The 26,641-nt window shown below is 29.7% G+C and carries 27 protein-coding genes, 1 tRNA gene, 1 riboswitch and 1 other annotated feature; of the genes, 16 read left to right on the forward strand and 12 right to left on the reverse strand.

The features are described from left to right. Positions 1–20 precede the first annotated feature (20 nt). Both J2Z42_RS05310 and J2Z42_RS05315 read left to right on the forward strand, forming a co-directional pair. Positions 21–281: an EscU/YscU/HrcU family type III secretion system export apparatus switch protein gene (locus J2Z42_RS05310; protein WP_209701561.1), complete on the forward strand. Its 261-nt coding sequence runs from the start codon at positions 21–23 to the stop codon at positions 279–281. A 33-nt stretch (positions 282–314) separates the two neighbouring features. Next, entirely contained in the window at positions 315–1,001 is a 687-nt protein-coding gene (locus tag J2Z42_RS05315; RefSeq protein ID WP_209701580.1) for a metallophosphoesterase, read from the forward strand. 78 nt (positions 1,002–1,079) lie between these two features. On the opposite strand, the gene J2Z42_RS05320 is transcribed toward J2Z42_RS05315, so the two are convergent. Then, positions 1,080–1,856 (reverse strand): DUF2225 domain-containing protein, encoded by a 777-nt coding sequence (locus J2Z42_RS05320; protein WP_209701582.1) that lies wholly within the window; start codon positions 1,854–1,856, stop codon positions 1,080–1,082. A 187-nt stretch (positions 1,857–2,043) separates the two neighbouring features. Here J2Z42_RS05320 and yjbM point away from each other — a divergent pair, with 187 nt between their 5' ends. Next, entirely contained in the window at positions 2,044–2,838 is a 795-nt protein-coding gene (gene yjbM / locus J2Z42_RS05325; protein WP_209701584.1) for a GTP diphosphokinase, read from the forward strand. 85 nt (positions 2,839–2,923) lie between these two features. Here the strand turns inward: yjbM and leuS are convergent, their stop codons facing one another. The 9 genes from leuS to J2Z42_RS05370 form a co-directional block, all read right to left on the reverse strand. Next, positions 2,924–5,356, reverse strand: a complete 2,433-nt coding sequence (gene leuS, locus J2Z42_RS05330) for a leucine--tRNA ligase (RefSeq protein WP_209701587.1) — start codon at positions 5,354–5,356, stop codon at positions 2,924–2,926. Positions 5,357–5,448: 92 nt separating this feature from the next. After that, positions 5,449–5,655, reverse strand: a binding site (T-box leader). An 81-nt stretch (positions 5,656–5,736) separates the two neighbouring features. Beyond that, positions 5,737–5,811, reverse strand: a tRNA-Gln gene (locus J2Z42_RS05335). A 90-nt stretch (positions 5,812–5,901) separates the two neighbouring features. After that, on the reverse strand, positions 5,902–6,411 hold the full coding sequence (locus tag J2Z42_RS05340) for a hypothetical protein (protein ID WP_209701589.1): 510 nt from the start codon (positions 6,409–6,411) through the stop codon (positions 5,902–5,904). Positions 6,412–6,457: 46 nt separating this feature from the next. Then, positions 6,458–7,057 (reverse strand): J domain-containing protein, encoded by a 600-nt coding sequence (locus tag J2Z42_RS05345; protein WP_209701591.1) that lies wholly within the window; start codon positions 7,055–7,057, stop codon positions 6,458–6,460. Continuing rightward, complete coding sequence (locus tag J2Z42_RS05350) at positions 7,041–7,916, reverse strand: DUF5685 family protein (protein WP_209701593.1); 876 nt, start codon at positions 7,914–7,916, stop codon at positions 7,041–7,043. Before J2Z42_RS05350 ends, J2Z42_RS05345 begins: the two co-directional genes overlap by 17 nt. 6 nt (positions 7,917–7,922) lie before the next feature. After that, positions 7,923–8,456, reverse strand: coding sequence for a class IV adenylate cyclase (locus J2Z42_RS05355; protein WP_209701595.1), 534 nt, complete (start codon positions 8,454–8,456; stop codon positions 7,923–7,925). Between the two features lie 147 nt (positions 8,457–8,603). Then, positions 8,604–9,536, reverse strand: coding sequence for a class II fructose-1,6-bisphosphate aldolase (gene fba, locus J2Z42_RS05360; RefSeq protein ID WP_209701596.1), 933 nt, complete (start codon positions 9,534–9,536; stop codon positions 8,604–8,606). A 202-nt stretch (positions 9,537–9,738) separates the two neighbouring features. Continuing rightward, complete coding sequence (locus J2Z42_RS05365; protein ID WP_209701598.1) at positions 9,739–10,119, reverse strand: DUF4363 family protein; 381 nt, start codon at positions 10,117–10,119, stop codon at positions 9,739–9,741. A 34-nt stretch (positions 10,120–10,153) separates the two neighbouring features. Next, entirely contained in the window at positions 10,154–10,825 is a 672-nt protein-coding gene (locus J2Z42_RS05370) for a DUF421 domain-containing protein (protein ID WP_209701600.1), read from the reverse strand. A gap of 118 nt (positions 10,826–10,943) precedes the next feature. Between J2Z42_RS05370 and J2Z42_RS05375 the strand changes: the two genes are divergently transcribed. From J2Z42_RS05375 to J2Z42_RS05395, 5 genes are all read left to right on the forward strand, one after another. Further along, complete coding sequence (locus J2Z42_RS05375; protein ID WP_209701602.1) at positions 10,944–12,653, forward strand: nucleoside kinase; 1,710 nt, start codon at positions 10,944–10,946, stop codon at positions 12,651–12,653. Positions 12,654–12,707: 54 nt separating this feature from the next. Then, a complete protein-coding gene (sdaAB, locus tag J2Z42_RS05380) occupies positions 12,708–13,391 on the forward strand; it encodes an L-serine ammonia-lyase, iron-sulfur-dependent subunit beta (RefSeq protein WP_209701604.1) in 684 nt (227 codons plus the stop codon). Between the two features lies 1 nt (position 13,392). Next, positions 13,393–14,268 carry an L-serine ammonia-lyase, iron-sulfur-dependent, subunit alpha gene (gene sdaAA / locus J2Z42_RS05385; RefSeq protein WP_209701605.1) on the forward strand — a complete coding sequence of 292 codons (876 nt, stop codon included), beginning with the start codon at positions 13,393–13,395 and terminating at the stop codon, positions 14,266–14,268. Between the two features lie 123 nt (positions 14,269–14,391). Further along, positions 14,392–15,432, forward strand: coding sequence for a PocR ligand-binding domain-containing protein (locus J2Z42_RS05390; protein WP_209701607.1), 1,041 nt, complete (start codon positions 14,392–14,394; stop codon positions 15,430–15,432). Between the two features lie 187 nt (positions 15,433–15,619). Beyond that, entirely contained in the window at positions 15,620–15,976 is a 357-nt protein-coding gene (locus J2Z42_RS05395) for a hypothetical protein (RefSeq protein ID WP_209701609.1), read from the forward strand. Between the two features lie 22 nt (positions 15,977–15,998). Here J2Z42_RS05395 and pssA read toward each other — a convergent pair whose 3' ends face one another. After that, positions 15,999–16,520, reverse strand: a complete 522-nt coding sequence (gene pssA, locus J2Z42_RS05400) for a CDP-diacylglycerol--serine O-phosphatidyltransferase (RefSeq protein WP_209701611.1) — start codon at positions 16,518–16,520, stop codon at positions 15,999–16,001. A 226-nt stretch (positions 16,521–16,746) separates the two neighbouring features. On the opposite strand from pssA, the gene J2Z42_RS05405 reads away from it, so the two are divergent. The 4 genes from J2Z42_RS05405 to J2Z42_RS05420 all read left to right on the forward strand — a co-directional run bounded on the left by J2Z42_RS05405 (position 16,747) and on the right by J2Z42_RS05420 (position 19,723). Beyond that, positions 16,747–17,418, forward strand: a complete 672-nt coding sequence (locus J2Z42_RS05405; protein WP_209701613.1) for a TVP38/TMEM64 family protein — start codon at positions 16,747–16,749, stop codon at positions 17,416–17,418. 70 nt (positions 17,419–17,488) lie between these two features. Next, positions 17,489–17,917, forward strand: a complete 429-nt coding sequence (locus J2Z42_RS05410; protein WP_209701615.1) for a CBS domain-containing protein — start codon at positions 17,489–17,491, stop codon at positions 17,915–17,917. A gap of 190 nt (positions 17,918–18,107) precedes the next feature. Continuing rightward, positions 18,108–18,989, forward strand: a complete 882-nt coding sequence (locus J2Z42_RS05415; RefSeq protein WP_209701617.1) for a YegS/Rv2252/BmrU family lipid kinase — start codon at positions 18,108–18,110, stop codon at positions 18,987–18,989. 92 nt (positions 18,990–19,081) lie between these two features. Further along, the gene (locus J2Z42_RS05420) at positions 19,082–19,723 is read left to right on the forward strand and encodes a hypothetical protein (protein WP_209701619.1); all 642 of its coding nucleotides are present in this window, start codon (positions 19,082–19,084) and stop codon (positions 19,721–19,723) included. Here J2Z42_RS05420 and J2Z42_RS05425 read toward each other — a convergent pair whose 3' ends face one another. Next, the gene (locus tag J2Z42_RS05425) at positions 19,724–21,556 is read right to left on the reverse strand and encodes a YgiQ family radical SAM protein (protein ID WP_209701621.1); all 1,833 of its coding nucleotides are present in this window, start codon (positions 21,554–21,556) and stop codon (positions 19,724–19,726) included. A 167-nt stretch (positions 21,557–21,723) separates the two neighbouring features. Here J2Z42_RS05425 and J2Z42_RS05430 point away from each other — a divergent pair, with 167 nt between their 5' ends. From J2Z42_RS05430 to J2Z42_RS05445, 4 genes are all read left to right on the forward strand, one after another. Continuing rightward, entirely contained in the window at positions 21,724–23,523 is a 1,800-nt protein-coding gene (locus J2Z42_RS05430) for an ASKHA domain-containing protein (RefSeq protein ID WP_209701623.1), read from the forward strand. A gap of 68 nt (positions 23,524–23,591) precedes the next feature. After that, positions 23,592–23,754: riboswitch (M-box (ykoK) riboswitch) on the forward strand. 227 nt (positions 23,755–23,981) lie between these two features. Beyond that, positions 23,982–25,244 carry a magnesium transporter gene (locus J2Z42_RS05435; RefSeq protein WP_209701625.1) on the forward strand — a complete coding sequence of 421 codons (1,263 nt, stop codon included), beginning with the start codon at positions 23,982–23,984 and terminating at the stop codon, positions 25,242–25,244. A gap of 144 nt (positions 25,245–25,388) precedes the next feature. Continuing rightward, entirely contained in the window at positions 25,389–26,084 is a 696-nt protein-coding gene (gene sleB / locus J2Z42_RS05440) for a spore cortex-lytic enzyme (RefSeq protein ID WP_209701627.1), read from the forward strand. A gap of 207 nt (positions 26,085–26,291) precedes the next feature. Then, positions 26,292–26,641, forward strand: a 350-nt coding sequence (locus J2Z42_RS05445; RefSeq protein ID WP_342589998.1) for a hypothetical protein, incomplete at its 3' end; no start/stop codon positions are given.

Raw genomic sequence — 26,641 nt, forward strand, 5'->3', positions numbered from 1 at the left:
TAAATGTGGGGTATAGTATTATGGATAAAAGAAAAAAGGCGGCAGCTTTAAAATATGATTCTGGATATGAAGCACCTATGGTTACAGCTGCAGGAATTGGTCAAATAGCTGATAATATACTTAAAACAGCAAAAGAAGCCAAGGTGCCTGTAGTATATGACGAAGAGCTTGCAAATCTTTTGGTCAATGTAGATGTAGGCGGTAATATACCGGTTGAATTATATGATGCTGTGGCTAAAGTAATAGCTTATATAGTTAATATTGATGGCAGCATAAGTTAAGCTATAATAATGACATACATGGAAGGTGATTAATTGTCTCTGTTTGCAATATCAGACTTACACCTGGATCAAAGTGGAAATAAACCTATGTATATATTCGGGAAAAATTGGTTTGAGCATGATAAAAAAATAAAGTGTAACTGGATAAATAAAGTTAAAGATGAAGATACAGTCCTAATCTCAGGTGATATATCTTGGTCTATGGATATGAAAAATGGATTTTTGGATTTAGATTGGATTCATTCTCTCCCTGGAAGAAAAATACTTATAAAAGGAAATCATGATTATTGGTGGAATAGTATCACTAAATTAAATAGTTTATATAGTGATATGAACTTTATCCAAAATAATTTTTTCGTATATGAAGAATACGCTATTTGTGGAACACGGGGATGGAGCTGCCCGGGTAACGAAAATTTTACTGAGCATGACGAAAAAATTTACAATAGAGAGCTTCTAAGATTGAGGAATTCCTTGGATTCTTCAGTAAAGAATGGATACAAAAAATTTATCGTAATGCTTCATTATCCGCCAATAGGTGAAAGGTTTATGAATTCTGGTTTTATAGATATATTTAAAGAATATGGGATAAAAAAAGTTATATATGGACATTTACATGGTGAAGCACTTTCAAAAGCAATAAATGGATTGGTAGATGGAGTAGAATATATACTAACATCTTCGGATTATATAAACTTCAATCCTATACAAATAATTTAAAACAATGAAGGTAAGAGTTAAATGATTTTTATAAAAAGTACTCTTACTTTCATTTCATATACTAATTTATAATATCTATCAGTGAAATTTAGAAAAAAATCCACCATCTTTTTTATTACTCTTATTTTCTAATTCAGGTTCTTTTTCAGAAGGTTCACTTTTTATTAAATCTTTTTGAGTACGGGCTAAGTCCTTAATTTTCTGTGGAGACATAGTAGATGTTATTATCTGGCTGAACCATATCAAAGAATCTTCGCTTTTATCTAGACGTCTTTTTAGTTCGCCTATTAGGTACATTGTGGTGAATTTATTCATTCCATATATAGGGGATGGTTCATTATAATAGGCAGTACTTAAATTCTCTAAAGCTTGATTTAAAAATTGAAGTTCATTTTTATCATCTTCTTTAAGCCTGTACATCCATGCTAGTTTTAAATAATTCATTGCTTTTTTGCTTTCTCTAGCACCTATAGTGTAATAATTCAATAAAGATAATTTATATCTCTGTATAGCTATATTTATGTCATAAACTTCAGGATAGTTTTTTTTATGCCACTTAGGAGTTATTTTTTCTCTTATTTTATCAGCAGCGTAATCACTTAAGTTTTCAAAATCAGTTTTTATTGATGCATATCCACATTCATTACATACCCAAACATCGTAAAAATATGGGCTTATTCTGGAATATCTTATAAAAAAATCGGAATCTTTTTTTAAAATTCTATATGAATTCTTTTTAATAGACTTGGCATTAAATACTGCTTCACATACAGGGCAAGTTACTTTTCTGTTGTATAACATAGATAGTTGTTCATCTGGATTATATAAAATTGTGTTATTTATTTCTTTAGACATATAAAATTTCACCCTCGTTAATTAATATAGTAATATAATATAATTATATCAGAAAAATATAAAGATAGTTTTATTTAATGATGTAATTGTTTTAAATTAGGTTTTGATTTTATAAGATTTTTAGTATAAAATAATTTTAGCTTGAGTTAGGAACAAGAACGTATATCTACATGGGAGTGAATAAAATATGGCGATGGCTGAGTGGAAAACATTTTTAATACCATATGAACAGGCAGTTGAAGAATTGAAAGTAAAATTAAAGAGCATAAGACGTGAATATAGAAGAAGAAATGAGTATTCCCCTATAGAATTTGTAACAGGTAGAGTAAAAGAGATATCAAGTATACTTGAAAAAGCAGATAAGTTCGACATACCTTTTAACAGGATAGGATATGAGATGGAAGATATAGCAGGTATTAGAGTTATGTGCCAATTTGTAGATGATGTTAAAAAAGTAGTAGAGATAATAAGAAATAGAAAAGATATGCAGATAATGTATGAAAAGGATTATGTAACTAATGTAAAAAAAAGTGGATATAGAAGTTATCATATAATAATAAAATATCCTGTAAATATGGCAGAAGGAGAAAAAGACATACTGGCTGAATTTCAGATAAGGACTCTTGCAATGAATTTTTGGGCAACTATAGAACATTCATTAAATTATAAATATAAACATGAAATACCAGATGCTATTAAGGACAAACTTAAAAGTGCAGCAGATCTGGCATTCAAACTTGACGGACAAATGTTGGAAATTAAAGATGAAATAAAGGATGCCCAAAAATTATTTGAAGTAAAGTCCAGTCTTGTTTCAGATATAATGAATAATATAATCACACTTTCATCCATGGGTAAATTAACCGATTCTACCAGATGCCAAAAACAGCTAAATAAGGTGATTGAAGAAGGAGAAGTTTTAGACCTTGTAAACTTATTAAAATTTACTGAGAAAACAATTCAAATGTATAATAGACAATAAAATGGAATGGATAATTTATAATAATTAAAGGAACAGCAAATATAATAATTATTTACTGCTCCTTATAAAACTGTTATTTATAAATTTATTTGGCAACTATATTCACAAGTCGTCCTTTTACTACTATAATCTTTTTAATGGATTTATCCCCTATAGCTGATTTTACATTTTCTTCTGCTAGAGACTTTTCTTTTATATCATCTTCAGATAAATCACTTGATATATTTATTTTTGACCTTATCTTTCCATTAACCTGAATTGCAATTTCAATAGTATCTTTTACAAGAGCTTTTGGATCAAATTCAGGCCATTTTTCATTAAATATTGAATAATGTTGTCCTAGAGACTCCCACTGTTCTTCTGAAAAATGTGGTGCAAAAGGAGATAGTATCTTTATAAAATCAAGTATAGTATCCTGTAAAAATTTTACGTTCTTATTTTCAACTTTTAAGTATTTTGAAATAGCATTTGTAAATTCCATGATTCTTGCAATGGATGTATTAAACTGAAATTTATTAGTGTCTTCAGATACTGATTTTATAGAAAAGTTTCTTACATAATTCAATTCCTTTTCAGCATCATCCATAGAAGTTTTATTGTTTTCAGGATCTTTAATTGTATCTTTTATTTGATCTATAGTTCTTTCTATTCTATCTACAAATTTTCCCATTGATTTAATTCCGTCTTCGTTCCATGCACCACCTTCTGCATAGTCGAATCCAAACATCAGGTACATTCTAAATACATCAGCACCATATTCTTCTATGCAGTCATCGGGTGAGATTGTATTGCCTTTTGATTTACTCATTTTTTGACCATCAGGACCAAGTATTATTCCCTGATGTCTAAGTGATGAAAATGGCTCGTCAAAATCTATGAATCCCATATCTCTAAGTGCTTTGGTTATAAATCTGGCATATAAAAGGTGCATACAAGCATGTTCAGGACCACCTACGTACATATCAACAGGAAGCATTTTATCTATTTTTTCTTTATCAAAAGGCTTTTCACTGTTCTTATTGTCAACATATCTTAAATAATACCAGGAAGAACATACAAAGGTATCTAATGTATCAGCTTCTCTTTTTGCAGGACCACCACAATGAGGACAGGTAGTATTCATAAATTCTTCAGACTTTAAAAGAGGAGATTTACCATCTGGAGAAAATTCTACATTGTATGGAAGTTTAACAGGCAGCTGATCTTCAGGTATTGGAACTACTCCACATTTTTCACAATATACTACAGGAATAGGAGTTCCCCAGTATCTTTGCCTTGATACGAGCCAGTCTCTTAATCTATAATTTACTTTTCCAGAACCAAGCCCCATACTTTCGAGTTTTTCAGTTATAGCTTTTTTACCCTCTTTTGTAGTTAAACCATTAAATTCGCCGCTGTTTATTATTTTGCCGTATTGTACATAAGGAAGACTATCTCCTCCTTCTATAACTCTTTCAATAGGAAGTTTGTATTTTGTTGCAAAATCAAAATCCCTTTCATCATGGGCAGGAACTGCCATTACAGCTCCAGTACCATAGGTATTTAATACATAGTCACCTATCCATATAGGAACTTTTCTTCCGTTTATAGGATTTATGGCATAAGAACCACTAAATACACCGGTTTTTTCTCGAGTAATTGACTGTCTTTCAATTTCGCTTTGCTTTTTAGCAGCATCCTTATATTTTTCTACGGCATCTTTATATTGTTCTTTAGTTAGTTTATCTACTAATTTATTTTCAGGAGACAATACAACATAAGTAACACCGAATAATGTATCAACTCTTGTAGTAAATACACTGAATTCGATATCCGAGTCTACAACCTTGAAGGTTACATTTGAACCTGTAGATTTACCTATCCAGTGTCTTTGCATGGCTTTTGTTTTTTCTGGCCAGTCAAGTTTATCTAAATATTGAAGAAGTTCTTCGGCATAATCTGTAATTTTAAAAAACCATTGAGTCAAATCTTTTTTAGTAACTTCAGTACCGCATCTTTCACAGAAACCATCCTGTACCTGCTCATTTGCGAGAACTGTTTTACAACTAGGGCACCAGTTTACTGGAGCATTTTTCCTATAAGCTAGACCATGTTTGTATAATTGCAGAAATAACCACTGATTCCACTTGTAATAATCAGGATGGCAGGTAATTACTTCGTTTTCCCAATTGAACATTGCACCCATGGAACGTAATTGTTTTTCCATAGTAGCTATATTTTTTTCTGTAGAATCACTTGGATGTATTCCTGTTTTAATAGCGTAATTTTCAGCAGGAAGGCCAAATGAATCAAATCCCATTGGCTGGAATACATTATATCCCTGCATCCTTTTTAATCTAGCCCAGGAGTCTACAGGGGCGTAATTAAACCAATGTCCTGCGTGAAGTCTGCTTCCAGATGGATAAGAAAACATTTCTAGTACATATAATTTATTTTTTATATTGTTTTCATCAAATTTATAAATATGTGTGTCTTCCCATTTTTTTTGCCATTTTTTATCAATTTTAGTGCTGTACATATAAAATCTCTCCCTTGTTTATAATTAGCTTGCAGTTTAAATATGAAGTGACTCTATTTTTATTCAAAATATAAAAAACTTTTCATCTCTGCTAAAGAGACGAAAAGTTTAATTTCCGCGGTACCACTCTAATTAAATCAACAATTGATTTCACTTAAAATATAACGGCTTTATACCGTATCTGATTTTTTCAGATAAGCTCATAAGGTGAGTTCATACTTTAAATTACGCCGCCTTTCACCAGATAGCAGCTCTCTTTAGAAATATAAATATTACTGATCCTTATTCAAAGCTAATGTTAACTTATCTCACATTTTATAATATATAATAACATTTTGTCAAGAATAATTTAAAAAAAAGAACTCAAAAGAAGAGTTCTTTGGCTGCCCATGCTGGATTCGAACCAACACATACCTGTTCCAGAGACAGGTGCCTTACCATTTGGCGAATGGGCATCACACTGTTGTAAGCTGTCAACATAAAATATTATACCATTTTATATTAATATGTCAACATAAAATTCAAGATTTTAATAAATAATGACATTATTTATTAAGTTTTCTATTTATAAAATTTATAATTAAGGTTAAAAGATAGTCATATATCAGAAAAACTATTTGAAGCCCGATTATAACAAGGTAAATGTTATATTTTATATTGAATAATCCAGGAAAAAACAATTTATAAATATAAAGTAATGTTATTGTACAAATATTAAAAAAAGCTAATTTTAAAATTATTTCTATAAATAATTTTCTTATTCGTTCTATATAGAATTTAACTAATCCATATAATCCAAAAAATAGTATATAAGCTATAACTGTAAATTTAATTCCACATATCAAAAGAGAAAGTATAGAAGTTGAAATATAAAGTGATATTGTGTTTTTTAAATTTGTTGTTAGTATTGAAAGAGGTATAATAAAAGATGCTACTGCAAGTATATACATTTTATTTACAGGAACTATTCCGCTTAAATAAACTAGAATTATCCCAACACCTGTTAGCAGTCCGCCAGTAGCCATGTATTTAGATTTATTTAGATTATTATCCATTGTTATACCTCCATTTGAATTTCATAATTATAAAAAATTATGTATGTTAGCAGCCGCCGCCACCGCCGCCGCATAGACAGTCTAAGCAATAAAGTGTTGCACAAATGTTACATATATCTGAATCTTGTCTTCTTGTATTGTAATATGGTTGTCTGTATGTATTATTCATATTTTGAAGTTTATTTAATGCTTCTCTGTATTTAAAGTTATTTGGATCAAGACTGCAAGCTGTGTTTAAATTGTTAAACGCATCATTGTACCAGCCTTTTCTAAGATTAAGTATTCCCATAAGGTAATTCCACTCTGCGTCTCTTGAACGGCATTCTGCGAGCTTTTGTTCTGCACTTCTCAAATCTCCATTATTTATATCAACTTCAATAGATTTATAAAGTCCTGAATCTTCACCTGAATAGTTACTATCATTATTGTTGTAAGAGTTATTTCCGTAATTTGAATTTGATCCACTTTTCATGAGATAATCATAAGCTTCATTTATATCTCTCATTTTATCTTCTGCCAGATCTTTCAAAGGATTATTTCCATATTGATCTGGATGATATTTTTTTGCCAGTTGTCTGTAGGCTTTTTTGATTTCATCTTTTGAAGCATTTTCATTTATACCAAGCACTTCATAAGGATTTTTCATTTTTATAGGCTCCTCTCATAAACACTTTATCCATTTTTTCTAAAAGTCCATATTGCAAAATATTATAAAGCAATTCCCTATTTTTTATTATGGGAAGTTTGTTAAAAAAATCCATGCATCTTGAAGCACATGTTCCCAAAATAAAATCAACTTTAGCTTTAATTTCTAAATAAAACTTATCATAACTTAAATTTTTATTGTTAAAACAATGATTTAACACATTAAAATTACCGTTTCTCATATCTTTCTTTAAATCATCTAAAGAATCTATTATATAAATCCATTTTCCTAGATTATACCCCAGCCAATATAAATTTTCACTATCTTTATGTGAGTAATTTGATAATATAAAAGCAGTAAGATCTGAAAAGTGGTGGCATATACTATCAAAGGTTTTATTTTCAGCGTTATTTTCAATATCTGATAGTTTATATAAACTATTTTTTATATATTTTATATTTGGTTTAAAGCTTTCAGGAAGTTTGTTTAAATATCTTTTGAAACTATACGATAAAAATTTATCTTTTTTGGAATCATCATCCTGAATGTTATCTAAAAGTTTATAGTAGCTTAAACAAATATTAAAAAAGGCTGCATACTTTAAGGCAGACGTATCCTGCAGTATAGTCTTTTTCTTTGTAGGATGAATTAAGCATACTTCCCTTTTGTATATAATTTTATCTTCTGACAGGCTATCTAAAAGTATGGCAAGGAAGGTCATATCATAATTCAATGCTATTCTAGGAAAATTACCTATATTACTTTTTATGGATCTGCACAATCCACAATAATATGCTTTGAATTTTTCAAAATCTTTTACCTTTAATTCTGGAATACATGGGGTAACATAACCAAACATTAAATTTTACCTTTCTTTTTTTAGTATGTCATATATTGTATCCGATGTAGTATCATGAATTGTGTAACCTAAAAGATTAACAATTTCTTTGAGCTCGTCAGTTTCCGCTGTTTCAATTTCTAAATAAGGAAAAGGGCAGAATGACTTATCATTTATATCTATTTCTATAAGACTATTTTTATATTTATAGCTTTCTCTATATCTTTTTATGGATTGCTGCAATTCAAGTCCGAGGGACTGAAATATTTTTTCTCCTGTTTTCCCATCAGATATTTTAACTTCATTTTCATCCATTATCTTATAGATTCCCTGGCTTACAAGCTTTTTTGTAGTCATATAGTAATCAACTTTTTTGGTAAGCATATTTTCTACTATTCTTATTCTAGCATATCCTTTATTATTTATTAAATGTTTGTCTTTGAAATCATATATATTGTTTGTTTGATTTTCCATTTTTACCTTGGAAGCGTTTATAGATTGAAGTCTCTTTTTTATATCACAAACATTAATTTTGATTATTCTTGTTTCCAATTCCTGCACTTATATCAACTCGCTTTTTAAAATTGTCACTATTTTGAATTATATCATAAAGTTAAAAAAAAATTAATCCCTCTACATAATGTATAGGGATTAATTTACAAAATATAAGTTTTTATAATTTTAGTTAAATGGGGTTTAACTAAATAACTAGTTTAATGAGTTAGCTGAGCCTAATACGTTGTCTATTTTTCCTTCAACAACCTGTTGTATATAGTCTCTACCTGCGCCGACATATTTTCTTGGATCAAATACTTCAGGATGTTCTCCAAGAGTTTTTCTTATAGCAGCAGTCATAGCTAATCTCAAATCTGTATCCATATTTATTTTACATACTGCCATAGATGAAGCTTTCCTAAGCATATCTACAGGTATACCTTTAGCGTTAGCTATATTTCCACCGAATTTGTTACAAGTTGCAACAGCTTCTTGGTCAACAGCTGAAGCTCCATGAAGAACTATTGGGAAATTAGGAAGCTTTTCCTGTACCTTCTCTAGTATATCAAATCTTAAGGCAGGTTTAAAGTTTGGTGGAAATTTAAATGCTCCATGAGAAGTACCTATAGCTATAGCCAATGAATCAATGCCAGTTTTGCCTACAAAATCTACAGCTTGATCTGGATCAGTATATATATGTTCAGCGGCAGAAACATCATCCTCTATTCCTGCTAAAACACCAAGTTCAGCTTCTACGACTACTCCATGAGCATGAGCATAGTCAGCAACTTCTTTTGTTTTTTGTACATTTTCATCATAATCAAAATGTGATCCATCAAACATGACAGATGTAAATCCGTTTTCTACACACAACTTAACAGTATCAAAATCTGGACCATGATCCAAATGAAGTGCGAGATCAATGCCTGTTTCCTCTACTGCAGCTTCAACCATTGCTCTTATATATTTTGGACCAGCATATTTTATTGCACCTGCTGAACACTGTATGATAACCGCAGAATTTTTAGCTTTAGCTCCTCTGACTACACCTTGAAGTATCTCTAAGTTGTTTATATTGAAAGCACCTATAGAGTATTTACCAGCGTAAGCTTTTTTGAACATATCTTTTGTAGTAACTAATGACATTTCTATTCCACCCTTCAAAAATTTATTTTTAAATTTAAAACGATGTTAAAAATATATAATAATCGGTACAATGGGAACTAAATAGTCCCACTGGGATTTAAATGTTTAATACTACTTCATTATAATCCATATAATTAATATTTTCCATACTTTAATTATAAATTATTCAATAAATTTTGTGAACTATATTCGGACCAAATGCTTAAAATAGGTTTATTATATTTAAACTTTCCATTTCACTTATACTCCCTATTATACCATGTATTATATTTATGGAAGCAAGTGCTTCTTCTTTATTTTTATATATTATGTGTTGCTTTAATTTTAAAAGTTCACTATTTATACTATCTATTTCGTTATGATTTGTAAATATAGATATTTTAGATGAATTTTTATCCCAATTTTTTGAAAATTCGTCTAAAAGTTTTTCAGCATTCTCAAATGAATTTGATTTTATAGCATTTTCTATATTAGTTGAAGAATATTTTAATGAAGTATTAGTTTTCTTTAAATAATTTACAGAGAAGATCATGCAAATAATCATTATCACAAATATTATAATAGAAGTTATAGAGCTTTTCACTTTATCACATCCAATCCTTTGATAATTTAATGTCTTAATTTTTCAGCTGGTAAAAAAACTTACCTTTAGAATCCAACATAGCTATTAATATTTTTTCTGCCGAATGTATATTATTTTTTTTCATCATATCTTTTAACCATTTACTATTTTTATGTATCATTTTTAGATTTTCAGTATTTACCTTTCCATCCAGTACAAGTGTTATAGGAAGTGCTTCTTGTGTAAATTGAATTTTCATGTCCTCTTTAGTTGCAGGTTCTGTATTTGTTTTTGGTATTACTGAAATTTTCCCGCTGGTTTCAAGAATGGCATATTCTATGTCAGATAAATTATAATAACCTTGAAGTCTAAGTTCTTCCAGCAAATCATTTAAGTTGAATTTTTCATTTTTTAACTCTTTTAAATTTAATTTACCCTTATCTATTAATAAATTGGGTTTTCCACTTAAAAGCAATCTGAATTTTTCACTTTTAAGTTGTAACATAGCAAAAATTGTTTGTAAAAATAAAAGAGTGAGTATGGGTATTATTCCTCTTATTATTGATATTCTCGTATCCTGCATGGGGAGTGATGCAAGTTCTGATATCATAATGGCTATTACGAGTTCAAAAGGTTCCATTTCACCTATTTGTTTTTTACCCATAAGCCTCATAGAAAGTACTACAATCAGATAAAGTATAATTGTTCTAAAAAGTACAATAAACATGGAAATCACCTCAAGTTTATGTTTTACATTAATATTAAAAATATGAGTAAAATTAGAACATTTATATATAAATATGACGTATAATATTAGAGCAAGGTAAATTTGAGGAGATGAAAATATGGAGGAAGCAAGAATTAATTTTATAGCCAACGATAGTTTATCTGAAAACTGTAGCAATAAATTGGAAGTTAAAATAGAAAATAAGATTAAATTTATTCAAAAAGGAACCAGCTTATATAAAGTATTCAAAGACAATTATGAACCACAAAATATACCTGTAACACTTGTAAAGATAAATGGAAAATATTTTGAGTTTACCAGTTCTTTAGAAGAAAGTGGGGATTTTAATCCTGTTGATATAACAGATAGCATGGGAAATAGAGCTTATGAGAGAACATTACAATTTGTTCTTATAAAGGCTGCACATGATATATTTAAAGATAAAAAATTGATTATAGAGCATTCGTTAGATAAAAGTATATTTGGTGAAGTTATCAAAGATACACCTTTAAATAAAGAGGAGATAGCAAGAATAAAGGCTAGAATGTTAGAAATAATAAAAAAGGACATGCCAATAAGTAAGATAAGAGTTGCAAGAGAGAAAGCAATAGATATTTTTACAAAATATAATATGGAAGACAAGGTAAAACTGCTGAATAATTTAAGTTCTTCTGAGGTTAATCTGTATAAATTGGATGGAAGATATGATTATTTTTATGGCCCTATGGCATATTCAACAGGAGTTTTGAAGCTATTTGATTTTATACAATATGATTCTGGATTTTTACTTATGTTTCCTGATAAAAACAATCCAGAAGTTTTACCTGAATTTGTGGAATATAAAAAGCTTACTAAAATATTCAATGAAACAAAGCAGTGGAATAATATACTTGGATTGTCAGACGTAGGATCTTTAAATTACAAGATTCAAAATAATAAAATATTTTATATGATAAGAATTGCAGAAGCACTTCATGAAAAGAAGATCGCATATATTGCAGATATGATAAGCCAGAGAAGATCAACTAAAGTAGTATTAATTTCAGGGCCAACATCTTCAGGAAAAACTACATTTTCAAAAAGGCTTGCAATACAACTTGGAGTAAATGGATATATACCTGTGCCTATTTCACTTGACGACTATTTTGTAGATAGAGCGCATACACCAAAAGATGAAGATGGAAATTATGATTTTGAATCTATATATGCACTAGATTTGAAATTGTTTAATAAACAGCTTCAAATGCTTATGAATGGTGAAGAAGTGGAATTGCCAAGTTTTAATTTTAAAAATGGATGCAGGGAGTGGAATGGTAAAAAAAGAAAGCTTCCGCAAAATGGAATTATAATAATAGAAGGCATTCATGGTCTAAATGAATTGCTTACTTCCTCTATTCCAAAAGAAAAAAAATTTAAAATATATATCAGTGCACTTACTCAATTAAATTTGGACAACCATAATAGAATAGCTACTACAGATGTGAGAATAATAAGAAGAATAGTAAGAGATTATATGTCAAGAGGATACAGTGCAGAAGATACTTTAAAAATATGGCCATCAGTAAAAAAGGGAGAAGAAAAGAATATTTTCGTATTTCAGGAGAATGCAGATGTTATGTTTAATTCTACATTAGTATATGAATTATGTGTTCTTAAAAAATATGCTTTAGAGGAAATTAATAAAATTTCGGATACAAGTGATGTTTACTCTGAAGCACTTAGACTAAAGAGTTTTCTTAATTTTTTCAAGGATGTAGATGAGGGGCTCGTTCCTGATAATTCTATACTCAGGGAATTTATAGGCGGAAGTTGTTTTTATAAATATTAGCTTAATGTTTAATTATAATTGTTGGCGTGATATTTAAAAAGTGGAGATGATTTTATGAGGGAATACGGAGTTTTTGATATTTTAGGACCTATAATGGTAGGACCTTCCAGCTCACATACAGCTGGAGCTGCAAGGCTCGCAAAGGTTGTGAGAACTGTAGCAGCTGGAAAGATTAAAAAAGTTAAATTTTATCTGCATGGTTCTTTTGCAAAAACTTACAAAGGACATGGTACTGATAAAGCTTTAGTTGCTGGAATTCTAGGAATGGATCCCTGGGATGATAACTTGAAGTATTCTATAGATATAGCAAAAAAGCAGGGGATTGAAATTGAATTTATAGAGAGTGATCTTGGAGATGTCCATCCAAATACAGTTAAATTTATTGTAACTAAAGAGGATGGAAGTATAACTGAAGCAGTTGGTTCATCTATTGGTGGAGGAAATATAATTATAAGTGAGATAAATGGTAAAAAAATAGAATTTACCGGAGATTATCCGACTATAGTAATAAGTCACTATGACATTCCAGGAATGGTTAAGAAAGTATGTGAAGTACTATATAAATACAATATAAATATAGCTTTTATGAGGGTATATAGAACAAAAGGAAAGGGTTCCACGGCTTTCATGGTTTTTGAAGTGGATAATCATGTCCCAAATAGTCTATTGGATGATGTACTTTCCATACCAAAAATAGAAGATGCTATATGTATAAATCCTATAGCTGAGGAGGCTTAATATGGTTGATACTGGAGAAGAGCTTATAAAAATATGCAGGGGAAAAAGCATGAAGATATGGCAGTATGCACTGCTAGATGAAGCTAAATCTACAGGTGTACCAGAAGAAAAAGTATTTAAAAAGATGAAAAAAAATCTTGAGGTTATGAAACAGTCATCTAACTATGCACTTACTCACAATGTAAAATCAGTAAGTGGACTTATAGGAGGCGATGCCTATAAGCTAAATGAATATCTAGAAAGACAGAATAGTTTAACGGGAAATTTTATGATCAAAGTTATGGCAAGGGCACTTTCTTGTTCAGAAGTAAATGCAGCTATGGGAAAAATAGTTGCAGCACCAACAGCAGGTTCTTGTGGAATTTTACCGGCAGTTGTAATAAGTAGTTGTGAAAAACTTGGGAAAAATGATGATGAAATGGTTAAAGCTCTTTTTACAGCAAGTTGTGTAGGTGTTTTAATAGCTAAGAATGCAACTCTTGCCGGCGCAGAAGGAGGCTGCCAGGCTGAATGTGGGTCAGCTGCTGCCATGGCATCGGCAGCAGTGGTTGAAATGATGGGTGGAACACCTGATATGTGCCTTACAGCAGGGGCTATAGTTATTAAAAATGTATTAGGACTTGTATGTGATCCTGTAGCAGGACTTGTAGAAATTCCATGTGCAAAGCGAAATGCATCCGGGGCTGTAAATGCTGTTGCTGCTGCAGATATGGTCATGGCAGGCGTATACAGTAAAATACCATTTGATGATGCTGTTTCTGCATTATATGATGTTGGAAGGCGTATGCCATGTGAGCTTAGAGAGACAGCATTAGGAGGTCTTGCTGTTACTAAAATGGGATTGAAATTGAAAGCTAGAGCACTTGGAAGCAAATGATTAATAAATATTGAATTAATTACCAAATAATAATAGCACTTTTCAGTTAAGTTATATATCAATATGTTCGATAATTATATAGAGCATATTAAGATATTATTTATGTTTAAGGGGGAGATTGTTATGATAAAAATGACGGGCAGTGGAGAAATAGATATAGAATCACTTGAAATTCGAGACGTTATAGATATTGATCTGCTACAAAAGTTTCAAGATAATTTTGCAGTAAGTATGAATGTGGCAAGTGTAACTGTAGATATAACTGGAAAGCCTGTAACAAAGCCAAGTTCATATACTGACTTTTGTTTGAATTTAACTCAGGGAACTTCTGACGGAAAGAGAAGATGTGCAGAATCCCATAAAAGGGGTGGAGATGAAGCAACAAGAACTGGAAAACCCTATATTTATACCTGTCATGCAGGGTTAATTGATTTTGCTGCACCAATAATGATAAAAGGCAAATGCATAGGCACAATACTTGGCGGACAGGCTAGGAATAATGAAACTGATGAGGAAAAGTTTAAAAAAGTTGCAGATGAAATAGGAGTAGACAAAAATAAATATATAGATGCTGCAAATTCCGTATATAAATTAGATGATAAAAATATAAAAGCAGCTGCGGAAGTGTTATACATAGTTGCAAATGCTCTTTCTAAAATAGGATATGAGACAATAACACTAAAAACTATTACTAAAAATTTCTCCGAAAATTTTGATCAAATTTCAGCAACTATGGAGGAACTGGCAGCTTCATCTGTGAATGTAAGCAATAATCAGCATGTTTTGAATGATGAAATAAATAGAGTTAAAGGTATATCTTCAGAAATAAACGAAATATTAAATTTAATAAAAAGCATAGCGGATCAAACAAAAATGTTAGGGTTAAATGCGGCTATAGAAGCTGCTAGGGCAGGAGATGCAGGTAAAGGATTTGGCGTTGTTGCCAATGAAATAAGAAAATTATCTCAGAATTCAAAGGAAACAGCATCAACAATAATGGAGCTTACTAAGAAGATACAGGATTCAGTTGATAAAACCCTTGAAACATCTAACTCTACTCTTGAAACAACTGAGCAGCAGACTTCAGCAATAGAGGAGGTTTCTGCTAATGTTCAAGAAGTTTCAGTAATGGCTAACGATTTAAATAAAATGGCAAATAATTAATAAAATCTTTCATCAAGGTGAAAAATAAATACAATAATAAATAAAAATCTCTTATCATATAATATATAGATTATGTAATAGGAGATTTTTTTATGCTTGATATATGATACTATTTTAGTTCTTAAAAGGTAAATGCTTATCTTCGAGCATAAAAAAATAATATTGAAAATTCAAATAAGGTGATTTTATGTCTCATAGAAAAATAATGGAAGATTATTATTGCGATATAGACAATTTAGCAGATTTATTATCAAAATTGACTAATTGCTATAGATTATTGATAGGGAGTGCTGGTGAGTTGAATTCAATAGCTCTGGCCCATAAAAAAGATGTAAAGTCTGCCATAGATAGAGTTAACAAATTGGGTGATACTATTGATGGGATAATAAATGTATTAAATGAATCCAGCGAATGTTATATGGATTATTGTGAATTGCATTCTGAAATTATTAAGGGCAAAATAAAGATGGAATATATAGAAAATGAAATTAATGAAGAATTGTTTTTAAATGATCTGGACGGAGATGATGACAAAAAAGAATAGATGGGAATAAATCCCTCATCTATTAAAATTTTTTAAATCTATGTGTACATACCATTAGATAAGAAAGCAATATAACTAATAATATAGAAAACTCAATGGCAACAGGTCTTCTCATTGTAATCAAACAAAATATAGCTAAAAACATACCGGCAAAAGTTATAGGAATTCCAAAAAATTTACCATCAAAATCAGTTATATTGAACCTTGCAAGTCTATAAGCTCCTGATAATGGAAGTATAAGTACCATAATGTAACCTAATAATCCCAAACTTGAAAAATTATAAATACTAAATATTAATATCGAAGGTGCAACACCGAAAGATACTAGATCTGCAAGTGAGTCAAGTTCTTTACCTAATTCACTGGATACATTTAAATATCTGGCTACCCTTCCATCATATCTGTCTGCTAAACAAGCAAGCAGTATGAAAATACCAGCGAGTTTGTATTCTTCTTGAAAAGACATCATAAGAGACATCACTCCACAGCCAAGATTCGCCAATGTAAAAGCATTAGGCACAGAGCTCTTAGCTATTTTAGCCATTGTTATCACTCCTCATAAATCAAAATAAAAATAAATAAAAAAATGTATATGTATATATTATACATCATTTTAAAAGTAAGAGTAAATATATTGATATAAATTTTCATGGAAAAATTATATATTCTTTGTTAAAATAGAATTTATAAAAATAGATAGTAGATACAAAAAGCTTTATGATATACTAAAGATAGGTAATATAATTTTGTTGTAGAGGTAATTATAATTTATGAAAAATAATGTTAAGTATGATAAAAGTGAAATTATAAGGTATATTTTATTGATTGTATTTATAATGTTTATAGTATTTGTCATGCTAAAATTTGGAAAAAGATTACACCACATAAAAATACATAAAGTTATCAGATATATAAAAAGTTATGGAAAATTTTCTGCTTTTATTTTTGTAATCATATACACATTTAAACCAGTTTTATTTATAATTCCATCATCTATTATGTCAATTATTGCAGGAAATATATATGGACCTTATATAGCTACGATTTTAAGTATGATAGGATGTTTTGGATCTGCGACAGTGGCTTTTTTCCTGGCGAGATTTCTTGGAAGATCTTTTGTTGACAAGATTTTAAGAGGAAAAGCTTTGAAGTTGAATAATAATATAGAAAAGTACGGCTTTAAAGTTATGACCATAATGAGATTGTCATTTGTATTTCCATTTGATCCTTTAAGTTATGCTGCAGGACTTAGCAAAATGAAGTATAGAGATTTTATATTAGGAACAACTATTGGCATATTTCCTGAAATGCTTACATATTCATTTATGGGAAAAAATATAGAACATCCATTTTCTATAAAGTTCATTCTTCCAATAATATTTTTGATTATTGTGGTAATAGTTGCAGCAGCGTTAAAAAAAAGGATAAAAAATATCCAGTAATTTACGAGTAATAAAAGTTTAAATAAAACACATAATATTCTTGAAAAAATTTTCAAGAGGTGATTTATAAATGAAAATAAAGGATATAATGACTAAATCTGTAGTAAGTTTAAATGTAAATGATAGTATAGAAAGAGCTGCCGAACTTATGAGAGAATATAACATAGGTTCTGTACCAGTATGTGATGGAAATAAAATCATTGGTATAATAACAGATCGAGATATAGCTATCAGATCTTCAGCCGAGGGACAAAATTCTAAAACTAAAGTTGTAAGAGAGGTTATGTCTTCAAATCCAGTTACAGGTTCTGCAGATATGGATGCTTCTGAAGCTTCCAGAATAATGAGTGAGAGACAGATAAGGAGACTTCCGATTATTGAAAATGGAAACCTTGTAGGTGTGGTTTCACTAGGAGATCTGGCTATTGAACCAAAGTGTGAGAATGAAGCTGAAGCTGCACTTAGCAGTATTTCAGATACAGGTAAATCAATATATTAGAAATTTTATATAAACATCAAACTTGATAATTTAATAAAATAATATATAATAAGTCTGCAGGATATATTGTAAATCTTGTAGACTTATTGTATATAATGATATAATGTAATAGTTAAAATTAGATTAAAATTGGATTAAAATTTCTTTAAAAATAAATTTTAGAAAGTTTACTTGGAAGTAGGGGAGTTTCATGAATAAAGTAAAATTTATTTATAATCCATATTCTGGGGAGAATACTATAATTTCAGATATAGACAAAGTAATTATGATACACCAGAAATATGGCTATGAAGTGGTTCCTTTTAGATTGGGAATGAACTGTAACATTAGAGAAGCTTTTTTAGATATGGATGAAAGTTACAATTATGTACTTGTAGCAGGCGGAGATGGAACTGTGGATAGTGCAGTAAATTGTATGAAAAAATTAAATATAAATATACCTATTGCCATATTACCAGTAGGAACGGCAAATGATTTCGCAAAATTCATAGGTATGCCTCAGGATGTAAAATCAGCCTGCAAACAGATATTAAACAGTAATCCGAAAGCACTGGATATTGGAAAGGTAAATGATAAATATTTTATAAATGTAGCTAGTACTGGACTTTTTACAGATGTATCACAAAAAACAGATGTAAATTTAAAAAATACAATGGGTAAACTTGCCTATTATGTAAAAGGATTGGAGCAGCTGCCTAGTTTAAGAAAACTTAAGGTTAAGGTTAAGTCTGAAACTGCTGTGTTTGATGGAGATATGTACCTTATGATGGTATTTAATGGTCAAACGGCTGGTAATCTTAATCTTGCCTATAAAGCAAAAGTCGATGATGGTATGCTGGATGTAATTATAATAAAAGCTGGCATGATAAAAGATATAATTGCCCTTTTTATAAATATGATAAAGGGCGATCATCTCGAAAATGCTTCAGGCCTTATATATTTTAAGGCAAATAAAATAGAAGTTGAATGCAGTGAAGATATAGTTACTGACATAGATGGGGAAAAAGGACCTGATTTTCCACTTGCAATAGAGTGTATTAAAGGTGGTATAAAAGTACTTGGAGTAAAGTAGTAAAATAGGACATAAATTAATAAATAATAGTAATATAAATGAAATAGTAATAATAAATATAAATATATCAATGTTGGATGAGGTTATAATTTATGATATTTGATATTTATATTTTTGTCATTGCTATTATAATTGTCATGTTATTTTATTCAATATATTTAATTAGATTTTCTCCTGATAAAATTAAGATAGTAGGTAGTGTTGCTATTATTTTAATGATTATTAGATACATATGTGTCATTATAATGCTTTTGTCTCATAATATAAGATATTTATATTTATTAAAAATACCTTATTTTCTAAATTTTTTAGGCATTCCTATAATTGCATTTGTATTAATTTATATATTTATAAGAAAAAGTAATATAAGTTTTAATTATGTATTTTTGATTTCATTTTTTGTATTTTTATTGTACATTTTTGCAATGTATGAATTTCCTGTAGAAATTAAAAGCGCAGACAACTTTGGATATACTATGATTTTTGAAAAATCCACAAGTATATGCTGGGCATACATAATTTTTAATACTTTTATATTGTTTATTTCCAGTATATTTTCAGGTAAAAAATATGTAAACAAGCTAGGGCTATATATGGTAGAATTATCTTCTATAATGACTATAATTGAAAATTTGACTATAGTTATAAATATAAGAATTTTACCAGAAAATATATTGGGTGATATGTGGTTTATATTTACATTTCTATATGCACTTAAAAAAGTGAGAAAATAATCAATTATGTTTATGACTTTTTCTCCTTGGTGGTTTTTCAGATATTAGACAGTTTTTAGATCTACCTATTAAATCTTCTCTTCCACATTTTATTAAAGCCTCTTTGACTAATCTATAATTTTTAGGTGCTGAAAATTGCAGAAGTGCTCTCTGCATATTTTTTTCGGATTGTTTTTTAGGAACATATACTTTTTTATTAGTTAGAGGATTTATTCCAGTGTAGTACATAGTTGTCGAAAGACTTCCTGGTGTAGGATAGAAATCCTGTACCTGTTCAGGGGTATATCCCATGTGTTTTATATATTCGGCTAATTCTATAGCTGCATTTAAATCACTGCCCGGGTGACTTGACATTAAGTAAGGAACTAAATATTGTTTTTTGTTTAATTTTTTGTTTATATCAAAATATTTTTTGACAAATCTTTCATATACCTGCATTTTAGGTTTTCCCATTTGCTCAAGAACTTTTTCACTTATGTGCTCTGGTGCTACCTTTAGCTGTCCACTTATGTGGTACTTGCATAGTTCTTCAAAGAAAGCATCATTATTTTTATCTTCGATTAAATAGTCGTATCTTATACCGGAACGGATAAATACTTTTTTTATGCCTGGAATCTTTCTTATTTTTTTTAGAAGACTCAAATATTCACTGTGGTCTATTATCAAGTTTTTACAAGGCTTTGGAAACATACACTGCCTGTTTTTACATACCCCAGCAGTTTCTTGAACTTTACATGCTCTATGCCTGAAATTTGCAGTAGGGCCACCTACGTCATGAATATATCCTTTAAAATTATCAAGTGTAGTTAAAAGAGCCGCTTCTTCAAGTATAGATTCCTGACTTCTGTTTTGTATTGTTCTTCCCTGGTGAAAAGTGAGTGCACAGAAAGAACAGCCGCCGTAGCATCCTCTATGGCTTGTTATGGAAAAACTAACTTCCTTGATAGCTGGAATTCCACCCATTTTTTCATAAATTGGATGATAAGTTCTTGTATAAGGTAGAGCATATACCATATCCATCTCTTTCTGAGTTAATGGAAATTGGGGTGGATTTTGAACTATATATTTATCACTATGTTTTTGAACAATAGCCTTTCCTCTTATAGCATCTTGTTCATAGTATTCAAGTTTGTAACTTTCTGCATAAGCTTCTTTACTGCTTGAAACTTCATCAAAAGAAGGAACTTCTACATAATCTTTTAAATTATCTATATTTTTAGAGGAGTAAACTGTACCTCTAACATCATTCATTTTACTAATATTCATTCCGTATTTTAATAGATTAGCTACTTGAACAATAGTCTTTTCTCCCATACCATATATTAAAATATCTGCTTTTGAATCCACAAGTATACTTCTTCTTACTTTATCGCTCCAGTAATCATAATGGGCAAATCTTCTGAGGCTTGCCTCTATTCCACCTATTATTATTGGTACATCATTAAAAGCCTCTCTTGCACGATTGCAGTATACTATTACAGCTCTATCAGGCCTATATCCAGATTTGCCACCAGGAGAATATAGATCATCGTGACGTTTCTTTTTGGCAGCTGTGTAATGATTTACCATAGAGTCTATATTTCCTGAATTAATTAAAAATCCAAGTTTTGGTTTACCGAGCCTTTTAAAGTCAGAATCATCTTTCCAATTTGGCTGGGCGATTATTCCAACAGTGAATCCTTCGCTTTGAAGAACTCTTGATATTATGGCAGTGCCGAAAGAGGGGTGATCTACATAAGCGTCACCTGTTATAAGCACGAAATCTAACTGATCTATATTTTCCTTTTTCATATCTTCTTTACTTATAGGTAAAAATTTATTGTTTAATTTCATTAAAAAACTCCCTTGTATTCAGTTGGCGGTTGAATTGATTTACTCTGAAAGTTATTATAACACATAAATTAAATAATATGATGTATTTAACTTAGACTATTTAAATAAGTTTGATATTAAATTATAATTGATTTAAATAGCATTTTCGTTGAATTGGAGGGATGGCTATGAAACTAAAGGTTATAAAAGGTGAAGATACATATAATGTAAATATTGATCCAGAAAAAAATTTACTTGGCAATTTAATTGATAATAATATAAAAATTTCAGCGCCCTGTAATGGAAATGGAACTTGTGGAAAATGCAAGGTTCAACTTTTGAATGGCAATATTCATGAAAAAGATGTGGGTAATATTAAATTGAATGAAAATGAATATTTGGCCTGCAAGACTTATATTAAAAGTGACTGTATCATAAAAATATCCGATACTGAAACTAAAAAATTTTCTATACTGGAGGATTTTAAAAAGAATAAAATAAACCCGGATTGTGAATTTAAAAAAATTGCGCTTAAAATAGACGAAAACTTTTTGACAGGTAAGAGTTTAACAGATACTGTAAATTTAAAAATGAGTACAAAATTTAAATTTACACTTGAAGCTCTTAAAAAATTGTCAACTTTGATAAATGAAAGTTCGGAAAAGCAAAGCAAGTATTCTTTGTATAAAAGTGATGAAATTAATATGATATGCAATAAAAATGTAATCATAGATGTATTTAATTCGAAAGATGAATCAAATATATATGGAATTGCCATTGATGTTGGTACTACTACAATAGCTATGAAACTTGTAAATATGGAGACAGGTAAAATTTTAAGCAGTACTTCTATATTGAATTCTCAAAGACAGTTTGGAGCAGATGTCATTTCAAGAATTCAGTATAGCATGGAGAAAAGCTTGAAGAATGTAAGCAATTCTGTGAAGGAAGATATAATAGAAGGAATAGAAAAATTATTGAGATCATCCAAAATAAATAAAAAAAATGTATATGAAGTTGCTATTTCAGGTAATAATATAATGCAGCATTTACTTATGGAACTTTTTTGCGATTCTATGGCGGTATATCCTTTTACAGCTGTAACGAATGATATATTAGAAGTGGGTTTCTATGAACTTTTTAAAAATAGATTGTTGAATTGCAAAGTTGTAATATTGCCTTCCATATCGAGCTATGTTGGTGCAGATATAGTATCGGGAATGGCAGCTTGCAAATTTTACAATTTAGAGCACACATGCTTATTTATAGACATAGGCACAAACGGAGAAATGGCTTTAGGAAATAAAGACAAGATAGTTTGTACATCAACGGCAGCCGGACCTGCTTTTGAAGGTGCAAATATAGAAAGTGGTATAGGAAGTATAGAAGGAGCCATAAATTCTATAAATATAGATACTGAAATCAAAAATGGGAATAAAAACTATATAATAAACTATAAAACTATTGGAGATGCTCCTGCAATTGGAATATGTGGGTCTGGAATTATAGATATAACAGCAGAACTGCTGAAAAGTGGGATTATAGACAGTACAGGAAAATTTGACAGGAATAATTGGAAAGGCAAATTTATAGATTTAACATTATCGGATGAATACGGACAAAAAGTTGTATTTACTCAGAAAGACATAAGAGAAATTCAGGTGGCAAAGTCTGCAATAAGGTCTGGAATAGAAATTTTGATGAGAAAATTTGGATGCCATTATGAAGATTTATATAAAGTTTATATAGCAGGAGGATTTGGAAATGAACTTAATTTAAAAAATGCAGCGGTTATAGGACTTATACCGAAGCAATTATTGAATAAAATCAAAATCGTTGGTAATAGTTCTCTTTCAGGAACAATAGAATACATTATAAATAAAAACACAAAACAAAATATGAAACATATAATAGATATTGCACAGGGAATTGATATATCTATGAATGATGATTTTAATAGTGAATTTATAAATAATATGTCATTTTAAATTATTTCCAAATTATATTTTGTAGTTGTATTTTTATAAATTTGTAATATAATTAATTTATATGTATAATTAATTATTGTTAGGTGAGGCTCCTATATAAACATATGCTGCTGCCCTTAAACATCGAGAGATGCCATAGGGTTAACAGGTATTACCGAATCAAGGTTTTACTTAATGCAGCTGGATTTTATTCCTAAGTTATATAGTGCTAAAACTCGTACAGTTTAAGTCTTGAGAAGCCTAACTAAGCTTCTTTTTTATTTATTTCAAAATAGGTGGTGTATATTAAATGGATATTGGCCCTTATGGAGGTCGGTGCAATTTAAAACAAAATAGAATATTTGATATACAGAAAAATATATATTTATTTAAATAAGACATTTCAATGTATAATTTTCATAAATTCATTTCATTTTTTTATAGACGTTTCTCTGTATATCAATAAGGGAGGAATATTTATGAAAAGATTATCTAGTTTTTTCCTGAGTAAAGTTCTTCACAAAAAAGTTTACAATGAGTTAAATGAATTTGTAGGTAAGCTGTGGGACATTTATGTGGCAACAGATCTTGGTATGCCAAGGGCAATAGCATATCAGATAAAAAATGGCTCAGAAATATCAAATTGTGAATTTAAAAACATTAATTTTTTCCAGGATGGAAATAAAGTTATAATTAAAGGTGAAGGTATAAGGGATATAATGCTGCAGAAATATTCTTATTTGCTTTCAAAACATCTTCTTGATAAACAGATAGTTGATATAAATGGCAAAAAGCTTGTTCGTGTAAATGACCTTACGATTACGGAAATGGCAGGCGAATATAGAGTTGTTGCTGTTGATACTGGAGTTCTTGCCATTGGAAGAAGGCTTGGAATAGAAAATCTTATGAAAAAGTGTATGAAAACATTTCATAAAAAAGTTGAAGATAGTCTTATAATCTGGAACAATGTACAATCTCTTGAGATGGTAACTAAAAATCTAAAACTGTCTATTTCTTATAAAAAATTATCGAAGCTGCATCCGGCAGATCTGGCAGATATATTAGAAGATATGGATGTAAACTATAGAAAAAAGGTATTTGAAAGTCTTGACAAGGACTTGGCTGCGGATACATTGGAAGAGATAGAGCCTAATTTACAGGTCGATATTTTGGAAAATTTGAGTCAGTCGAAGATTAGTGAAGTACTGTGTAATATGCCAAATGATGAAATAGCAGATATGTTAGATGAAACAGACAAGGATACTGCTTTTAAAATTCTCTTTAATATGAAAAAAAAGGATGCTGAAGAAGTAATATCTCTTATGCACTATAAGGAAAAAACTGCAGGAAGTATGATGAATACGGATTTTATTTCTTTTAATATAAATTTAACAGTTAAAGAAACTATAGATGTTTTAAGGCAGATGAGGCCGGATGATGAAGTTTCGCATTATATTTACGTAACTGATTTTGAAGGAAAAATTCAGGGAGTTTTATCTTTAAAAGATTTGATATTATCCAGCCCGGAAAGTAAATTAAAAGATATAATGACATCTGATGTTGAGAACATAAATCATAATGAAAATATAGATAAAGCGATAGAAATCTGCACAAGATATGATTTTCTCTCTTTGCCGGTAGTGGATGATAATAATAAGTTATGTGGCATAGTTATAATGCATGATATAGTAGAGGAAATATTGATACCATGCTGGAAAAAGAGAGAAAAGAAGGTAGTGTAATAAAAAAGCCTAAAAAAGACTAAATTCAAGACATTTGAATTTAGTCTTTTTTATGTATCTTTTTTATTAATTATGCACAATATACATATGTATTATATAGAAAATTTTTATTATAGATTTATGTATAAGAAGAGGTGCACTTTTATGATAAGAAAAATATTTGGATTAAAAAAGGAAATAATACTTGTAGCTTTAATTCTTATAACTTATTTAGCAAATTCCATATTTATATTTCCATATAATAATGCTGTAAAAGCTGTAACATATTACTATGGTTCTAAAGGCAATGTAGTAGGAAATATACAGAAAAAGTTAAAGAGTTGGGGATATTATAATGGAAGTGTAGATAATATCTATGGATATCAAACTTTTACTGCAGTAAAATATTTTCAATCTAAAAATGGATTGAAGACTGATGGCGTAGCAGGAGATGCTACATTAAAAGCTCTAGGAATTTATACAAAATCATCTTCTAAAACAGCATCTAAAAGTCAGGATGAACTTCTTCTTGCAAGACTTATAAATGGAGAGGCTAGAGGTGAGCCTTATGAAGGGCAGGTAGCAGTTGGATCTGTAGTATTAAATAGAACCAGAGATTCAAGATTTCCATCTACTGTAGCGGGAGTAATTTATCAGCCAGGAGCTTTTACAGCTATTGTGGATGGTCAGATACATGCTAATTTGGAGCAAAATTCTTTAAATGCTGCGAGAGATGCATTAAATGGATGGGATCCTTCTGGAGGGGCGGTATATTATTTTAATCCGAGTACTGCAACTAGCTCGTGGATATGGTCAAGACCACTCATTAAAATTATAGGTAAACATAGATTTTGCAGGTAAAAATAAAAAATGTGATTTTTCCAGAAGTTTAGCACTTAAAATTTTTTTAGGATGGTAGTCCTCTGGATTATAAAGGTTTATGAGTATTTAGAATAAAATTAATAAATTCCGATTTTTACTGGAAATTATATAGAAAAAATTTGCATAATAAAAGCATCCTTTTTATAATGGTTTTGCTAAAAACTAAAAGAAAAGGATGCCGATAAAATGAGCAAAAGTTATTTGAAACAGTTACTCACCTACATTAATAGAGTATATGATATAGGTGAAAAAATCAATACCTTAAAAGACAAAAGGATAGAATCTCCAGTAAAAATTTCAACAGTTACTTTCTGTGTTTTATTTAGTTTTATGCTTCAAATAAGAAGTTTCAATAGATTAGAACATTGGATTGAAAAGAACAAATTTAAAAAGGTGCTGCCTAAAAATACTAAAATGCTACGCATTGATGCCGTCAGGCGATGTTTAGATAATTTTGATTTTGATGGTTTAAAAAATATCAGCAAAGATATAATAAAAACTACTATAAAAAATAAAGTATTTAGGAATGGTACTAT

The organism is Clostridium algifaecis (assembly GCF_017874415.1).
GTDB lineage: Bacteria > Bacillota > Clostridia > Clostridiales > Clostridiaceae > Clostridium_B > Clostridium_B algifaecis.